The sequence below is a fragment of the Paenibacillus pasadenensis genome (assembly GCF_002864175.1).
GTDB classification, from domain to species: Bacteria; Bacillota; Bacilli; order Paenibacillales; family Paenibacillaceae; genus Paenibacillus_O; species Paenibacillus_O pasadenensis.
The window spans coordinates 346,040-361,672 of record NZ_NFEZ01000001.1; the positions used below are offsets into that span (position 1 = coordinate 346,040).

Below are 15,633 nucleotides of genomic sequence, written 5' to 3' on the forward strand. Positions count from 1 at the left end.
TGATATTGTTGCCGATGCCGGCGCTCCTGCGCCGAACGCTTGTCCTGGCGATGGCCGTATTGATCGCGCTGGGGGGCGGGCTGCTGCCTGCGCCGCCAAAGGCCAATGCCGCTTCTGGAATCGAGCCGATGCTCGGGCAGGTCGCGCTGTTCGCGACTGATTTCGCGCCGCGAGGCTGGACGTATTGCGATGGCCGGCTGTTGAGCATACAGTCGAATACCGCTTTGTTCAGCTTGCTGGGGACTAATTATGGAGGCGACGGGAAATCGACATTCGCGCTCCCGGATCTTCGGGACGAGGATCCGATGGGCGGAGTGGGTTATTATATCGCCGTGAGAGGCGCTTTCCCCAATCGCGATGAAACGGCGGATATGCCGGGTCAGATCGGAGTGAACATCGGCGAGGCCGTTCTATTCGCCGGCAGCTTCGCCCCGGGGGGCTTTCTCAGCGCCAATGGCGGCACGCTGGCCATACGCGAGCACTCCGCCCTGTACTCGCTTGTCGGCACGACCTACGGAGGGGACGGCAGCTCGACGTTCGCTCTTCCGAATGTGGCGGATGTCGATGGAGTGAAGGTGCTGGTCGCTCACAAGGGCGGCTTTCCCGACCCGCAAGTTTCTACGTATCCGCAGGAGTTAGCCTACATGGGCATGGTGTCGATGCATGCCGGCGCTGCCAGATGGCCGCAGGCCGTCGGGCAGACAATTCAGATATCGGAAAACGAGGCGCTCTTTTCCGTGCTGTACGCCCGCTTCGGAGGCGACGGCATCCGGATCTTCCAGCTTCCTGACCTGAGAGGCAAGCTGCCGTTTCCGGCTTACCTGGCGGAGACGGGCATTTATCCGGTTCGCGAGGGGGGGCTCCGCGCCGCTGGCGGCAGGAGACAGCTTCAGCTTTAGAGCGGCGCCGGCCTTTGCGTCCAGCGTCAGCGTGCTCGCCAATGACAGCGGAGCCAACCGGGCGGCGGTGAGCAAGCCTCCATCGAACGGAACGCTGACGCTGCGCCCCGACGGAACCTTCATCTATCAGCCGAGGATGGGCTTTGTCGGAGGGGACTCATTCCTTTACCGCGCCTCCAACTCGGAAGGCAGCAGCACGGATGCGCTCGTCCAGCTGAACGTAAGTGCGGAGCCGGCGCCGGTCGTGACCGGCGTGACGAACGGCGCCTCGTACAGCCGGCCCGTGACGATTGCGTTCGACAGCGGTACGGCGACGCTAGACGGCCGGCAGATTCCGAACGGCCATGTGGAGTCGGGCGAAGGCTCCCATGTGCTGGATGTGCGTTCGCTGCATGGAACGTCGCAGACCAGGCTCACCTTCAGCATCGACATGACGCCTCCAATCGTGACAGGCGTGAAGGATGGGGGCTCCTACAACGTCCCGGTGACGCCGGTGTTCACGGAAGGCACGGCGACGCTCAACGGGGCGCTCTGGACGAGCGGCCAGCCGGTGTCGGCAGATGGGACGTATACGCTCGTCGTGACCGACGCGGTCGGCAACGCGGCGACGATCACCTTCCGCATCGAAACAAGCGCGGTCGTGGCTTTCGACAGCCATGGAGGCAGTACGGTCGCATCGCAGACGGTGCCGGCCGGAGGGAAAGCCGTGAAGCCGAGCGACCCTACGCGGACGGGCTATACGTTCGGGGGCTGGTACACGGACGCAGAGCTGAAGCAGGCGTATGATTTTAATGCGGCGGTGACGGGCCCGCTGGAGCTGCATGCGAAGTGGACGCTGAATCAGTATGCGGTGAGCTTCGACAGCCATGGAGGCAGCGCGGTTCCGGCGCTGGACGTGGACCACGGCGGCAAGGTCGGCAAGCCGAGCGATCCGACGCGAACGGGCTACACGTTCGGCGGCTGGTATACGGACGCGGAGCTGAAGCAGGCGTATGATTTTGACGCCGAGGTGACGGGTGAGCTTCAGTTGCATGCGAGGTGGACGCTGAACCAGTATGCGGTGAGCTTCGACAGCCACGGAGGCAGCGCGATTCCGGCGCTGGACGTGGATCACGGCGGCAAGGTCGGCAAGCCGAGCGATCCGACGCGGACGGGCTACACGTTCGGCGGCTGGTACACGGACGCAGAGCTGAAGCAGGTGTATGATTTTAATGCGGCGGTGACGGGCCCGCTGGAGCTGCATGCGAAGTGGACGCTGAACCAGTATGCGGTGAGCTTCGACAGCCACGGAGGCAGCGCGGTTCCGGCGCTGGATGTGGATCATGGCGGCAAGGTCGGCAAGCCGAGCGATCCGACGCGAACGGGTTACACGTTCGGAGGCTGGTACACGGAGGCGGAACTGAAGCAGGCGTATGATTTTGACGCCGAGGTGACAGGTGCGCTGGAGCTGCATGCGAAGTGGACGCTGAACCAGTACGCGGTGAGCTTCGACAGCCACGGAGGCAGCGCGGTTCCGGCGCTGGACGTGGATCACGGCGGCAAGGTCGGCAAGCCGAGCGATCCGACGCGAACGGGCTACACGTTCGGGGGCTGGTACACGGACGCGGAGCTGAAGCAGGCGTATGATTTTGACGCCGAGGTGACGGGTGAGCTTCAGTTGCATGCGAGGTGGACGCTGAACCAGTATGCGGTGAGCTTCGACAGCCACGGAGGCAGCGCGGTTCCGGCGCTGGACGTGGATCACGGCGGCAAGGTCGGCAAGCCAAGCGACCCGACGCGAACGGGCTACACGTTCGGGGGCTGGTACACGGACGCAGAGCTGAAGCAGGCGTATGATTTTAATGCGGCGGTGACGGGCCCGCTGGAGCTGCATGCGAAGTGGACGCTGAACCAGTACGCGGTGAGCTTCGATAGCCACGGAGGCAGCTCGGTCGCGAAGCTCGACGTCGATCACGGATCGAAAGCTGTGAAGCCGACCGATCCGACACGGACGGGCTACACGTTCGGGGGCTGGTACATGGACGCAGAGCTGAAGCAGGCGTATGATTTTAATGCGGCGGTGACGGGCCCGCTGGAGTTGCATGCGAAGTGGACGCTGAACCAGTACGCGGTGAGCTTCGACAGCCACGGAGGCAGCGCGGTTCCGACGCTGGACGTGGATCACGGCGCGAAAGCCGCGAAGCCAAGCGACCCGACGCGAACGGGCTACACGTTCGGGGGTTGGTACACGGACGCGGAACTGAAGCAAGCGTATGACTTCAACGCCGCAGTAACGAGTGCGCTGGAGCTGCATGCGAAGTGGACGCTGAACCAGTACGCGGTGAGCTTCGACAGCCATGGAGGCAGCGCGGTTCCGGCGCTGGAAGTGGATCACGGGGGCAAGGTCGTTAAGCCAAGCGATCCGATGCGAACGGGCTACACGTTCGGCGGCTGGTACACGGACGCGGAGCTGAAGCAGGCGTATGATTTTAATGCGGCGGTGACGGGCCCGCTGGAGCTGCATGCGAAGTGGGCGGCCGTTCCAACGCCGGAGCCATCGCCAACACCGACGCCAGCTCCGACGCCAACACCGACGCCGAGCCCGACGCCGACGCCAACGCCGGTAACGGCGAGCCCGAGCTCGACGCCAGCTCCGACTCCCGGCGCGGACGCGGTTCTCATGGTGAACGGCCAGCCGGCGGCAATGGAGAAACAGGACGTACGGCTGACGGACGGACGGCAATCGACCCGCTTCCTTGTCAGCTCGGAGCAGCTCGCGGCCTGGATGGCCGCCGCTGAGGGAAGGAGCCTGACGCTGCGCCTCGAGGCGACGAGCGAGCTTGCCGAGCTGGTCTTCCCGGCCGGAGCGCTGCAGAAGCTGACGGCCGGCGCGGCTGTCGAGCTCATCGTCGAGAAAGGCGCGGCGAGCTACAGGCTGCCGGTCTCCCGTCTTGCCGGGCTGAGCAGCGAGGCTGTCGTAACGGTCGTGATCGGCGTTCCTTCGTCGGAAGCGGCCGCTCAGGCGGCTCGCGCAGCAGGCGCGTCCGGCCGCAGCCTCGGTCCGATGGCGGAGTTCTCGCTGCGGATCGACGGCAAGAGCGCCGGCGACCATGCCGGAACGTATATCGAGCGGACGCTCGTGCCGCCTTCGACGGAACGCGGCTGGTCCGCCTTCTATTTGGATGAGCGCACCGGACAGCTGCGGTTCATCCCGCTGCGAAACGAGAACGGACGGATCACGCTGCTGTCGCCGCATGACAGCGTCTATGGGCTGATCCGGTCCGATGCGGCGTTCAAGGATCTGGCGGGCCACTGGGCGCAGGCCGATCTGAACCGCCTGGCCCGCCTCGGCATCGCGAGCGGAGTCGGGGAAGGCCGATTCGCGCCGAACCAGGCGGTCACGCGCGCGGAGTTCGCGGCGATGCTGGCTCGCGCGCTCGGCCTGGCCGAGCCGGCGGAGCGCTCCGGCTTCGGCGATGTGCCGGACCAAGCCTGGTATGCGGGCGATCTCGCCTCTGCCGTGCGTGCCGGCCTCGTGAACGGCGTCTCCGCCGAGAGCTTCGCTCCGCAGGCGCTCGTCACGCGGGAGCAGATGGCGGTCATGGTCGCCAAGGCGCTGGCCTATGCGGGCCAGCCGGCAGCGGCAGATGCTGCGGCGCTGTCCGCTTACCGCGATGCCGCCGCTGTCTCGAGCTGGGCGCAGGAGCCGGTTTCCGCGCTCGCGCAGCTCGGCCTGATGTCCGGCACCGGCAGCGCCGAGCTGGATCCGCAAGGCAAGGCCGACCGCGCGCAAGCGGCGGTGCTGATCCTGCGCTTGCTGGATCGGCTCGGCTTCGCCGGATAAAAGAAAAAAAGCGTCCAGCCCCGCATCGACATGCGGGGCTGGACGCTTTTTGCCTTCAGGGCAGCCAGGATCAGCCGCTGCGGGGCATCACTTCTGCGCCCGCCCGAGCTGCTCGGCCTGGGCCAGCATTTTCGCTCGCCGCTCGTCGCTTGAGCCGCGGATCGAGCCGAAGCGGGTGACGCCGACCGGGCGGATGCCGCAGAACTCCAGCACGCCTTTTTTCATGACGGTAATGCCGGCATCCCGAAGTAGGGTTCGGTAATACCAAGTCGGAGAGTCCATCGTGGCGATGATCCGTCCGCTCCTGCCGCCCAGCAGCTTCACCGGCACCGGCTTGCTGTCGTCGTAGCGGAAGGCGAAGCCGGGCAGCAGCGCGCGGTCGAGAAAGCCCTTGAGCACGGCAGGCATGGAAGCCCACCAGATGGGGAAGATCCAGACCGTATGGTCGGCCTTCAGCAGCGTCTGCTGGGCATGCAGCAGATCGGGCTCCAGCTCGGTGCGCTTGCGGTAGCCGTAGCGGAGGCTCGGCTCGAACGCCAGCGAAGCGAGGTCGAGCACGCTCACCTGCGCGCCGGACGCTTCGGCTCCGCGGATATAGGCGGCGGCCAGCGCGTGGCAGAGGCTTTGTGAATCAGGATGGCCGATGATGACGGCGATGCGGCGGGACATGGGCAGGTCTCCTTTTTCTTTCGGATGGATGGGATTGATTCTATGATAAACTGGCCGTAACGCGCCGCGCAGTGAGCGAAGGCGCGAGGGTAGTGACGGAACGTGCACAGGAGGGATCGCATGAGGGAAAACGGAATGACGGTGGCGCTGCTGGCGGCATCGGTGCGCGGCATGGCCGCTCGCGGGCTCGATACCGGGCGCTTCTGCCGGGAAGCGGGACTGGATCCCGAGCTGCTGCGGCGAGGCGATGCCCGGATCGCGCACGAAGAAATGGCCCGCCTCATGGACGAGGCGGCGCGCTTCGCCGGAGACCCGCTGTTCGGGCTTCATCAAGGGGCGGAGATGGAGCTGGCCGATCTGGGCGTGGCGGGCTACGTCGTGCAGCACTGCGCGACGGCCGGCGAAGCGGTGCAGGCGATGAACAAGTACCATGAAATGATCTGCAGCGGCTATGAGCTGAAAGCTGCGCCTGCGGAGAACGGCCTGGCGGAGCTGCGCTTCCGTCTGAACAACCCTGCGCTGGAGGCATCCCGCCACTGTACGGAGGATATGGTCGCCTCGCTCTGCCGCTCGCTGCTGCGGCTCGTCGGCCGCCCGGTCGAGCTGGCCGGCGTGTCGTTCCGGCATGCGCCGGCGGCGGATCCGGAACGGTACCGGGATGTGTTCGGGCTGGATCCGGAGTTCGAAGCGGCGCAAGACGCGATCCGGCTGCCGGCCGAAGTGCTGGACTGGCCCGTGCTGGCGCGGGACGAGAGGCTGCGGCAGGAGTTCCAGGCGCTGGCCGACCGGATGCTGGACTCGCTCGCAAAAGGCCAGGAGATGACGAACGAGCTCTCGCGCTATCTGCTGGAGCGGACCGGAGCCGCGCCTCCTACGCTGGCTGCGGCCGCGCGGTCGCTCGGCATGAGCGCGCGCACCCTGCAGGCCAAGCTGCAGCGCGAGGGAGCGACGTTCGCCGGCGTCGCCGCGGAGATGCGGCGCAAGCTGGCGGTCCGCTACTTGGCGAAGCAGGAGCTGAGCGTGGCGGAGGTCGCCTATCTGCTCCACTTCTCGGAGCCGAGCGCTTTTCACGGGGCGTTCAAGCGCTGGACCGGCATGACGCCGGGCCAGTACCGGCACGGCCTCGCGGCTGAAGCCGGGCAAGCCGGCGGATGAGGAGCGGGCGCGGCAGGCGCAGGCTCGCGCTGGCCGCCTGCGCGGTCTACGCGCTGCTGCTGGCGCTGTCGCTGCAGGCGAGGTCAGCCCTTCCTCGCGGCGAGGAGGCGACCGATGTCGGGCGCGTCGTCCGCGCGCGCGTAGACCGGACGGTGGAGGTCCGCAGCGTGGAGGACGCCCGCCGGGCCATCCGGGAGGCGGCGGCGGAGGGCCGCAAGGTCAGCATCGCCGGCACGCGCCACAGCATGGGCGGACAGACCTTTTATGAAGGAGCGGTCGTGCTCGACATGAAGCGGTACGACCGCATCCTCGCGGTCGACGAGCAGGCGAGGACCCTTACCGCGCAGGCCGGCGCGACGTGGGCCGACATCCAGGAAGCGGTCAACCCGCTCGGCCTGTCGGTGCGCGTCATGCAGTCGCAGAACATGTTCACGATCGGAGGCTCGCTGAGCGCCGACATCCACGGCCGCGATCCGTCGGAAGGCCCGCTCATCGCCGCCGTCCGCTCCATCCGCGTGATGCTGGCGGACGGCAGCGTGGTGACGGCGAGCCGGGAGGAGCGGCCCGAGCTGTTCCGCGCGGCGATCGGGGGCTTCGGAGGGCTCGGCGTCATCCTCGAGGCGACGCTGGGGCTGACCGCGGACGAGGTGTACGAGACGCATACGTCGGTGCTGTCGTACCGCGAGTTCCCGCAGCGGTTCGGGGAGGCGGCCCGGTCGCCGGATACGGGACTGCTGATCGCGCGGCTGTCGACGGCGCCGGAGCATTTTCTCGAACGGATGTACATGACGGAATACCGGCGGACCGGCCTCCCCCTGGAGAGCGCGGACCGGGAGCTCAAGCAGGACCGGGCGGTCGAGCTGACGCGCTTCGTGTTCGGCCTGCAGCGGAAGTACGGCTGGGGCAAGAGCCTGAGCTGGAGCTTCCAGGAGCGGCTGTTCCGCTCGGAGCAAGGCGAGCTCGTGACGCGCAACAACGCGATGCGTCCGGAGAGCGACTTCCTGGAGTACCGGGATGCGCAGCATAGCGACCTGCTGCAGGAATACTTCGTTCCGCTCGGCCGATATGAAGCGTTCGTCGACGGCCTGCGGGAGCTGCTGCGGGAGGAGCCGCTGAACGTCGTCAACATCACCGTCCGCTACATGCCGCGGAACGGCGAGTCGACGCTCTCGTATTCGACGCAGGATCGGGCGGCGCTCGTGCTGCTGATCAACGAGAAGCGGAGCGAGGCCCGGCTCGCGCGGCTGGAGCGGCTGACGCAGCGGATGATCGGACTGGCCCAGTCGCTCGGAGGCGCGTATTACCTGACGTATCAGCCCTATGCCAGCCTGGAGCAGTTCCGCCGGAGCTATCCGGGCTGGGAGGAGCTTGCGGCCGTCAAGCGGCGGTACGATCCGGGCAGCCTGTTCTGGAACGACTGGTACGATACCTATCTAAGCGAAGAAGGGGGAGAGGGCCGATGAAGCGGAGCGCGCTGCGCTGGGTCATGCTGTCGCAGAACGCGATGACGCTCGGATCGGGCATCGTCTTTCCGTTCTACTTGATCCAGATCAAGGAGATCGGGGGCGGCTTCGCGGAATACGGCATCGCCTACGGCTTGTTCACGATCTGCTCGGCGTTTCTGAACGGCTGGTTCGGGCGCTCGTCCGACCGGTTCGGACGCACGCCGCTGCTGCTTGCCGGCTCATGGGGCATGGCCGGCTTGTTCCTGCTGTTCCCGCTCGCGACGAGCATCGCCCAGGTGTACGCCCTGCAGATCGCCATGGGCGCGTTCGGCGCGATGCAGCGCACCTGCGAGAAGGCGCTGCTCGCCGACCTGACCGACGGGGAGCCCGGCCGGGGCGAGAAGATCGGCCGCTATCAGACCGGCATCGCCTTGTTTTCGGGGATAGCGGTCATCGCGGGCGGCTTCCTGATCGACTACTTCACGCTCGACCTGATGTTCTATGCGGGCTCGGCGCTGCTGCTGGCCAGCGGCCTGCTGCTGCTGCGGGTGGACGAGCGGGGCGAGGAAGGACAGGCGGGCTAGGGGCTCGGCGATGTCGGATATTGGGGCTTGCCAGCCCTTGTCGGATTGTGTAGGATACGTTAAAGATAACTGAATACAAGCTCGTATAATCATGGGGATATGGCCCATAAGTTTCTACCGGACGACCATCGCAATCGTCTGACTATGAGTGGGAGCGCCCGCGCGGGCGGCCGGCCCGGACCTGGAATCAGGTCCGCCGGACCGCTTCGCGCAGGCGCCGACAGGACTTGTCATCGCAGACAGATCTCACTTGGAGCAGCGCGCCCAGGGGAGATCTGTCTTTTGTTTTGCCGGATGAAGGGAATCGAGGAGAAGAGGGGCGACGGACAATGGAAAAGCTGGAGCAAAGGATCCGCCAGGAAGGGCTGATCCTCTCCGACAAGGTGCTGAAGGTGGACTCGTTCCTGAACCACCAGGTCGACACGAGGCTGGCGCTGGAGATCGGGCAGGAATTCGCCCGCATCTTCGCGGGACGCGGCATCACCAAGGTGCTGACGATCGAGGCGAGCGGCATCCAGTTCGCGATGGCCGCGGGCATCGCGCTGGACGTGCCTTTCCTCTATGCCAAGAAAAAGAAAGCCGTCACCCTGACGGAGAACCTGTTCACGTCCGAGGTCGTGTCGTTCACCCGCGGGGAGACGTATCAGGTGAGCATCTCGCAATCGTACCTGACGCCGCAGGACCGCGTCCTCATCGTGGACGACTTCCTGGCGACGGGCGCGGCGCTGGTCGGCCTCGTCGACATCGTGAAGCAGTCGGGCGCCGAGCTGCGCGGCGTCGGCTGCGTCATCGAGAAGAGCTTCCAGGAAGGCCGCGGGCTGCTGGAGGCGCTCGGCGTCGAGGTGCATTCGCTGGCGCGGATCGCGTCCATGCGCCCGGGCGAAGTGACCTACGTGCGCGAGGCGGAGGCGGCATCCGCCGCGTCCGCGGCTGCCGGCGGCCCGAGCGGAGGCTCGCATGTCTAAGCCGCTCGCTCCCGGCAAGGTCGCCGCGCTCGGCCTGCAGCATGTGCTGGCGATGTACGCCGGCGCCGTCGTCGTGCCGCTCATCATCGGCGGCGCGCTCGGCCTGACCGAGAAGCAGATCGCCTATCTGATCGCCGCCGACCTGTTCACCTGCGGCCTGGCGACGCTGCTGCAGGTCATCGGCTCGCGCTGGTTCGGCAGCCGCCTGCCGGTCGTGCTCGGCTGCACGTTCACGGCCGTCGGCCCGATGATCGTCATCGGCTCCGAATACAGCCTCGCCGCCGTCTACGGAGCGATCATCGTCTCCGGCCTGTTCGTCGTGCTGGCGGCGCCGCTCTACGGCAAGCTGCTGCGCTTCTTCCCGACGGTCGTCACCGGCTCGGTCGTAACGATCATCGGCCTGTCGCTCATCCCCGTCGCGATGAACAACGTCGCGGGCGGCCAGGGAGCCGCCGACTTCGGCGCGCCGCGCAACCTGCTGCTCGCGCTGCTGACGCTCGTCGTCATCCTGATCGTCAGCCGCTTCGCGCGCGGCTTCCTGCGGGCCGTCGCGGTGCTCGTCGGCCTCGCGGTCGGGACGGGCGCGGCGTACGCGATGGACATGGTCCACTTCGGCGGCGTGGCCGAGGCTTCGTTCGTCAACGTGCCGACGCCGTTCTATTTCGGCGCTCCGCAGTTCAGCCTCGTGGCGATCGGCACGATGATCCTCGTCAACATCGTCAGCATGGTCGAGTCGACGGGCGTCTATCTCGCCGTCGGCAAGGCGACCGACCAGAAGGTCGAGCAGCGCCAGATCGTGAACGGCCTCCGCTCCGAAGGCGCGGCGATCATGCTCGGCGGCGTGCTCAACGCCTTTCCATATACGGCGTTCTCGCAGAACGTCGGCCTGATCCAGCTGACCAAGGTCAAGACGCGCAACGTCATCTTCGCCGCGGGAGGCATCATGGTGCTGCTCGGCCTGCTGCCGAAGCTGGCGGCGCTGACGACCGTCATCCCGAACGCCGTGCTCGGCGGCGCGATGATCGTCATGTTCGGCTCCGTCGCCGCGGCGGGCATGAACATCCTGTCCGAGGTGGACCTGCGCAAGGAAGGCAACCTCATGATCGTCGCCTGCAGCCTCGCCGTCGGACTCGGCTCCGCGACGGTGCCGTCGATGTTCGCGCAGCTGCCGACGGAGGCGTCGATGCTGCTGCAGAGCGGCATCGTCACGGGCTCGGTCACGGCGATCGTGCTCAACCTCGTCATGACGCGTCGCCGCGAATCCGCCGCCGCGTTCCAGGAGGCCGGCGAAGCTTCTTGAGCGGGTCGAGCCAGGGAAGAAGCTTCCTTGCCGGGACGTCCGCATGGCTGTCCGTAAAATAAAGAAAGGCCTCTCCGAACAACGGATGAGGCCTTTCTTCATCTTTTGCGGCGCGCCGCCCTCGCTCTATTGAAGCGGAGCTGTCCGCTTAAGGAAGGCTGCCGGCCACGCCTCGCGTGGCGTTAAAACCGGTTGTCGACCTTGTCGCGCAGGTTCTGGGCGCGCTCCTTGAGCGTGACGTCGCCGTCGCCGTCGCGGTCCTGATTCAGCGGCGGACCGTCCCGGCGGACGCCGTTCTCTTCATAATAACGGCTGTCCCGCGTGCGTCCCGGCTCGGCGTAGCCGTCGGCGGCGCGATAGCTGCCGTCCACCGGATCGCGGTCGCTGCCGATCACCCGGCCGTCGCGGTCGCGGTCCAGATCGGTATCGACGTAGCTGTCGCCGGCCAAGCCGATCGTCGTCGACGCGTCGGGGCGGCCGGCCCGCACCGGCGTGCCGTCCGGGTAGACTTCGCCTGCCGGCACCGCCCCGGCATCGCCGGGCAGCTCGGTCGCGGCCGCCGACTGGCCGTAAGGCTGCACGTCGCGCTCATACGAGGGGGCGTTGATGGAGCCGGTGCTCCGCAGGGAGTCATAGACTTCATGGTCGCGCTCGGCGCGCGATTCGACCAGCACCAGGATGTTGCCGTCCTGGACATATTCATGGTAAAGGGAAGCCTCGTTCTCCGGAATGCCGAGGCCGATCAGCCCGCCGACCAGCCCGCCGGCTCCCGCTCCGACGGCCGCGCCGGTAAGCGCGGCCGCAATCGGGCCGGCCGCGACGATCGGGCCGATGCCCGGGATGGCCAAGGCGCCGAGGCCGACGAGCAAGCCGGTCATGCCGCCCAGCATGCCGCCGCCCGCCGCTCCGGCGGCGACGCCCTCCGGCGCCATCGTGCCCGTCTCCTCCTGAATCGTCGAGACATCGCCCTTGTCGCGGGCCAGGATCGAGATGTCGTCGCTATCCACGCCCCGCTCCTTCAGCAGCTCGATCGCCTCGATCGCCGCCTGCTCCGTGTCGTATACGCCTACGATTTTTTTACTCATGTCCATTGACCTCGCTTTCGTGGAGTCGTCGAGCTTGCTTCCGTACATGCATTTCCTGTCGTGGAAATTATATAACCGGTCGGCCGATTCGATAAACGGAAGGCATCCCAGCGCGGGGCGATGCAGATCTAGGTCCAAAGAATGTCAAAATCCGACTTCTGTCGACAACATTCGAGTGATGTATGGCTCGAAAGGATACCTTGTACGGCACTTTGGGCTACTACACTGGGGTTGGAATGGACGGAACAAGGAGGAAGAGTAGCATCCTTTCGACGAGGCGGGTCTCGCTGTGGTATTCCATCGGACTGATAAAATTGGGGCGAACTGGAACACCGCAAAGTATCCTCGGGGGGGAGGCCTCGGCGCGCGCCGCTCCTCTATACTTGAGTACAGACAGCAGGACGAAAGCTCTTGAGACGGAAGGTCGAGGTGAACGGAATGAAACGGAGAGGCTTGGCTGCCGGCACGGCAGCGCTGGCGCTCGCGGCGGCGATCGGTTCGGGAACAGCCTTTGGCCAAGCGGGCATCAAAGCGGCGGTGCAGGAATGGTATTCGGAAGCTTTCGGCCAGAAAGCGGACGAGCTGCGCTGGGGGGCGGAGCGCCAAGCCGCCGAGTCGTTCCGGGAAGCCGCCGACCTGCTCGCTCAGCAGGCCGAGCCAACCTACGGGAAGCAGGTCGAAGAGGCCGCTGAGCGGGCCCGTCAGAGAGCTTTCGACACCTACAGCGAGCATCTGGAGCGCTATCTCCGCGAGCTCGACGAAGCGGATGCCGCGCTTACCGGTCCGGAAGGCGGCATCGGGCGGCAATTCAACGAAGCATCGGCGGCGGCGCGAGCCCAAGCGGATGACGAGCTGGAGCGCAGCCTGGACGAGCTTTTGACGGAGCTGACGCAAGGGGAATAAGCGCTCGAACCGGCGGCAAGCCGGATGCGGGAAGCCTTACATAACTCAACCAAAACCAATTCAAAGGGGATAAATCAATCATGGCTATCAAAATGCTTAAAACGAAAATCGCAGTCGGCGTCGTCGCAACGGGAATCGTAGCCAGCATGGGAACGGCATTCGCAGGCGTGGACATCGCAGGCCAATTCAACAGCTGGTACAACAAGCAGTTCCGCTCGGCAACGACCGAAGTGGCCGTGAAGGCGCTCATCGAGAACGGCAAGAAGCTGGACGCCTACAACACCGAGTACAAGCAGCTGAAAACGGAATCCGTAAACGGCGTCGTGTCGTACCAGAAGCAGCAGTCCGAAGGCTCCATGAAAACCATCAACAGCCAGAAAAACGACTACATCAACCAAGTCAACGCGGCGGCGGACAGCCTGTCCTCCAAAGCGCCTGCAGACTTCGATAAATTCGTGAGCGACGTGAACGCGACGGTCGACACGGCGAAAAACCTCGCCAAGGGCGTAGGCGAGATCGATCTGAAAAGCTCGGTCGAGAGCCAATCCAAAGCAAGCGTAGAGCAAGTCGGCAAAGACGTCGCTGCCTACCAGAAGTCCTCCACGGACAACCTGACGGCGACGATCAAGGACCGCCAGGACAAGCTCAGCAAGCTCATCGAGGAGCAGGCAGCGGCATCCGATGCGGAGATCCGCGCCCATATCGAAGCCAAAATCGCCGAGCTGCGCGCCGAGCTGAGCGCTTATGCGAAGCAGCAGGTCGAAGCCGCGCAGGCGAAAGTAAAAGCCGAAGCCGACACCAAGACGAAAGCCGCGCTTGCAGCGCTGGATGCGGCGGCAGTCATCAAGTAAATCGAGCGCAATCGCAAGGAAGGGAGCAGCATGGCGGGGATGCCCGTCATGCTCTTCGCTTCATGGCTTTACGGCTGAAGAGAAGGAGCGGGAACCGACATGAGGAAGCAGCGGAGCGGCGCGAGGGCCGCGAACGGATGGTGGCGAAGAATGGCGATCGGAGCGGCGGCGATCGCGTCCGCGATGGCGATTACGGCCGGAGCGGCCTACGCCGACGTGGATCTGAAGGGCAGGATCATGGCTTGGGCAGGCTTGCAGGCCGATGCCGCCGTCTCCGAGCTCGATCGCGCCATCCAGGACGAGACCGCTCGGCAAGCAGCGGAGCTGCAGCGCCAGGTCCGCTCGGAGCTGGAGCGCCAAGCGGCTGAGTTCGAGCGATTCTCTGCGGAGCTGCAGACAGCCAAGCGCCAGGAAATCGCCGACTATGCCGAGTCGCTGCTCTCCTCCCGCAGCTTCGACAGCGAGGAGCAGAAGCGGGAGTACGCTTCCCGTCTTGAGGCGGCAACCGCTGCCGCGCTCGCTTCCTTGTCCGGCGTAGACATGCCCGCTGCCGCGCCGACGGTGTCCGGCGACGTATACGCTGGAGACGGCGCGACGCCATGAGCGGCCTGAAGAAGGAGCTGTGGGGCTGGGTCCGCTATATCGCGGGCTTGGCGGCCGCCGTTTTCCTCATCACGAGCATCGCAGGGCTGAACCGCGTCTCCGGGGAGTCGATGCAGCCCTCTCTGGCCGACCGGGACATCCTGCTCGTGAACAAGCTTTCTCGGTATATCGGCGAGCCTGCTTACGGAAAAGTCGCCGTCATCGCCAGCAGCAGCCTCGGCTATCGTCTCGTGAAGCGGGTCATCGGCCTACCGGGCGACATTGTCGAGATTCGGGGCGGCATCGTCTATGTCAACGAGGAAGCCCTCCCGGAGCTGTATTCGACGGGCGATCCGGAAGACATGGCTCCGCAGCCGGTGCGGCCGGAGCATGTCTTCGTGCTCGGGGACAACCGCGAACCCGGCGCGAGCCTGGACAGCCGCAATCCGAAGCTCGGCCAAGTGCCGGTGAGCGAGATCGAGGGCTATGCCTTGATGAGGCTCCTTCCTTGGGGAGGCATAGCAGGTCCGCTGGACTGACCGGAACGGATCCTGCGGAGCCGTCCGCGGATGCCTTCGGGGACGTACGATAAGCGGCAACGGAAAAAGAGCCGGCGGACCCATGTCCGCCGGCTCTGTGCGTTTGCATGCAGGAAGCATCAGCTGCCGATCGCCGACCGGCTCTGATGGTAGTAGAGCGCCGCCTTGGTACGGTCCGGCAGGTCAAGCTTGGAGAGGATCTGGCTGACATGCTTCTTGACCGTGTATTCCGTCACGACCAGCCGCGCGGCGATCTCCTTGTTGGACAAGCCCTCGCTCAGCATCTGCAGCACCTCGCTCTCCTTGGGCGTGAGGCCGGCCGTGATGTCGGCGGGCTGATCCGTCAGCCGCGATTCGAGCAGCTCGACGTCGTAATACTTGCGGCCGCGGGAGATCATGCGGATGGCGTGGATCAGCTCCTCGGGAAGCGCCTCCTTGAGGACGAGGCCCTCGACCTGGAGCTCGAGCGCGCGCTTCAGCTCCGCTGGCGGCATCGACGAGGTCAGATAGACGAACCGGCATGACGATCCGGCTTGCCGGAGCTGTCCGATCACTTCCAGGCCGCTCTGCTGGTTGATGCGGTTGTTCATGATGCAGATGTCCGGGCGCAGGCTGTGGATCAGCGACTGCGCCTCCTTGCGGTCCGAGGCTTCGCCGACAACCTGAATCGAGTCTACCCCGGACAGGATAGACGTGATGCCGCGCCGGACGAGCTGGTAAGGGTCTACGACTATGACTCCGATCATCTGAATCCCCCTCTCTATCGGAACGGTCATGCCGCTATGGGATTTCAATTGGCATGAGCTATTATACAGTTACTTCATTATCCGATC

General features: G+C 65.5%; 13 protein-coding genes, 1 pseudogene and 1 riboswitch. Of the genes and pseudogenes, 11 read left to right on the plus strand and 3 right to left on the minus strand.

Features of this window, described 5'->3' with window-relative positions:
- The first annotated feature begins 50 nt into the window (after positions 1–50).
- A complete protein-coding gene (locus tag B8V81_RS25490) occupies positions 51–899 on the plus strand; it encodes a tail fiber protein (RefSeq protein WP_127464585.1) in 849 nt (282 codons plus the stop codon).
- Complete coding sequence (locus B8V81_RS01610) at positions 871–4,722, plus strand: InlB B-repeat-containing protein (protein WP_244912706.1); 3,852 nt, start codon at positions 871–873, stop codon at positions 4,720–4,722. The genes B8V81_RS25490 and B8V81_RS01610 overlap by 29 nt, the downstream gene beginning before the upstream one ends.
- An 87-nt stretch (positions 4,723–4,809) precedes the next feature.
- Here the strand turns inward: B8V81_RS01610 and B8V81_RS01615 are convergent, their stop codons facing one another.
- Complete coding sequence (locus B8V81_RS01615; protein ID WP_101807546.1) at positions 4,810–5,391, minus strand: NAD(P)H-dependent oxidoreductase; 582 nt, start codon at positions 5,389–5,391, stop codon at positions 4,810–4,812.
- A 120-nt stretch (positions 5,392–5,511) separates the two neighbouring features.
- On the opposite strand from B8V81_RS01615, the gene B8V81_RS01620 reads away from it, so the two are divergent.
- From B8V81_RS01620 to B8V81_RS01640, 5 genes are all read left to right on the plus strand, one after another.
- Positions 5,512–6,546: an AraC family transcriptional regulator gene (locus tag B8V81_RS01620; protein WP_101807547.1), complete on the plus strand. Its 1,035-nt coding sequence runs from the start codon at positions 5,512–5,514 to the stop codon at positions 6,544–6,546.
- Positions 6,543–8,009, plus strand: a complete 1,467-nt coding sequence (locus tag B8V81_RS01625; RefSeq protein WP_101807548.1) for an FAD-binding oxidoreductase — start codon at positions 6,543–6,545, stop codon at positions 8,007–8,009. Before B8V81_RS01620 ends, B8V81_RS01625 begins: the two co-directional genes overlap by 4 nt.
- Complete coding sequence (locus tag B8V81_RS01630; RefSeq protein WP_101807549.1) at positions 8,006–8,575, plus strand: MFS transporter; 570 nt, start codon at positions 8,006–8,008, stop codon at positions 8,573–8,575. Before B8V81_RS01625 ends, B8V81_RS01630 begins: the two co-directional genes overlap by 4 nt.
- A gap of 61 nt (positions 8,576–8,636) precedes the next feature.
- Positions 8,637–8,740, plus strand: a riboswitch (purine riboswitch).
- Positions 8,741–8,904: 164 nt separating this feature from the next.
- On the plus strand, positions 8,905–9,540 hold the full coding sequence (locus tag B8V81_RS01635) for a xanthine phosphoribosyltransferase (RefSeq protein WP_101807550.1): 636 nt from the start codon (positions 8,905–8,907) through the stop codon (positions 9,538–9,540).
- The gene (locus B8V81_RS01640; protein WP_101807551.1) at positions 9,533–10,840 is read left to right on the plus strand and encodes a nucleobase:cation symporter-2 family protein; all 1,308 of its coding nucleotides are present in this window, start codon (positions 9,533–9,535) and stop codon (positions 10,838–10,840) included. The genes B8V81_RS01635 and B8V81_RS01640 overlap by 8 nt, the downstream gene beginning before the upstream one ends.
- A gap of 590 nt (positions 10,841–11,430) precedes the next feature.
- Here the strand turns inward: B8V81_RS01640 and B8V81_RS25570 are convergent.
- Positions 11,431–11,925, minus strand: a pseudogene (locus B8V81_RS25570) (general stress protein); the annotation flags it as partial.
- A gap of 411 nt (positions 11,926–12,336) precedes the next feature.
- On the opposite strand from B8V81_RS25570, the gene B8V81_RS01650 reads away from it, so the two are divergent.
- The 4 genes from B8V81_RS01650 to lepB all read left to right on the plus strand — a co-directional run bounded on the left by B8V81_RS01650 (position 12,337) and on the right by lepB (position 14,800).
- Positions 12,337–12,828: a hypothetical protein gene (locus B8V81_RS01650; RefSeq protein ID WP_146000437.1), complete on the plus strand. Its 492-nt coding sequence runs from the start codon at positions 12,337–12,339 to the stop codon at positions 12,826–12,828.
- Between the two features lie 80 nt (positions 12,829–12,908).
- The gene (locus B8V81_RS01655; RefSeq protein ID WP_101807553.1) at positions 12,909–13,679 is read left to right on the plus strand and encodes a hypothetical protein; all 771 of its coding nucleotides are present in this window, start codon (positions 12,909–12,911) and stop codon (positions 13,677–13,679) included.
- 99 nt (positions 13,680–13,778) lie between these two features.
- Positions 13,779–14,282 carry a hypothetical protein gene (locus tag B8V81_RS01660; protein ID WP_043111303.1) on the plus strand — a complete coding sequence of 168 codons (504 nt, stop codon included), beginning with the start codon at positions 13,779–13,781 and terminating at the stop codon, positions 14,280–14,282.
- Positions 14,279–14,800, plus strand: coding sequence for a signal peptidase I (gene lepB, locus B8V81_RS01665; RefSeq protein WP_052333206.1), 522 nt, complete (start codon positions 14,279–14,281; stop codon positions 14,798–14,800). The genes B8V81_RS01660 and lepB overlap by 4 nt, the downstream gene beginning before the upstream one ends.
- Positions 14,801–14,919: 119 nt before the next feature.
- Here lepB and B8V81_RS01670 read toward each other — a convergent pair whose 3' ends face one another.
- Positions 14,920–15,546 carry a LuxR C-terminal-related transcriptional regulator gene (locus B8V81_RS01670; protein WP_228551761.1) on the minus strand — a complete coding sequence of 209 codons (627 nt, stop codon included), beginning with the start codon at positions 15,544–15,546 and terminating at the stop codon, positions 14,920–14,922.
- Positions 15,547–15,633 lie beyond the last annotated feature (87 nt).

What these genes read in the sequence shown, in the direction of transcription:
- B8V81_RS01620 (WP_101807547.1), top strand. Translation starts at nt 5,512, where the DNA reads ATGAGGGAAAACGGAATGACGGTGGCGCTGCTGGCGGCATCGGTGCGC.
- B8V81_RS01660 (WP_043111303.1), top strand. Translation starts at nt 13,779, where the DNA reads ATGAGGAAGCAGCGGAGCGGCGCGAGGGCCGCGAACGGATGGTGGCGA.
- lepB (WP_052333206.1), top strand. Translation starts at nt 14,279, where the DNA reads ATGAGCGGCCTGAAGAAGGAGCTGTGGGGCTGGGTCCGCTATATCGCG.
- B8V81_RS01670 (WP_228551761.1), bottom strand. Translation starts at nt 15,546, where the DNA reads ATGATCGGAGTCATAGTCGTAGACCCTTACCAGCTCGTCCGGCGCGGC.
- B8V81_RS01640 (WP_101807551.1), top strand. Translation starts at nt 9,533, where the DNA reads ATGTCTAAGCCGCTCGCTCCCGGCAAGGTCGCCGCGCTCGGCCTGCAG.
- B8V81_RS01615 (WP_101807546.1), bottom strand. Translation starts at nt 5,391, where the DNA reads ATGTCCCGCCGCATCGCCGTCATCATCGGCCATCCTGATTCACAAAGC.
- B8V81_RS01635 (WP_101807550.1), top strand. Translation starts at nt 8,905, where the DNA reads ATGGAAAAGCTGGAGCAAAGGATCCGCCAGGAAGGGCTGATCCTCTCC.
- B8V81_RS01655 (WP_101807553.1), top strand. Translation starts at nt 12,909, where the DNA reads ATGGCTATCAAAATGCTTAAAACGAAAATCGCAGTCGGCGTCGTCGCA.
- B8V81_RS01630 (WP_101807549.1), top strand. Translation starts at nt 8,006, where the DNA reads ATGAAGCGGAGCGCGCTGCGCTGGGTCATGCTGTCGCAGAACGCGATG.
- B8V81_RS25490 (WP_127464585.1), top strand. Translation starts at nt 51, where the DNA reads ATGGCCGTATTGATCGCGCTGGGGGGCGGGCTGCTGCCTGCGCCGCCA.
- B8V81_RS01625 (WP_101807548.1), top strand. Translation starts at nt 6,543, where the DNA reads ATGAGGAGCGGGCGCGGCAGGCGCAGGCTCGCGCTGGCCGCCTGCGCG.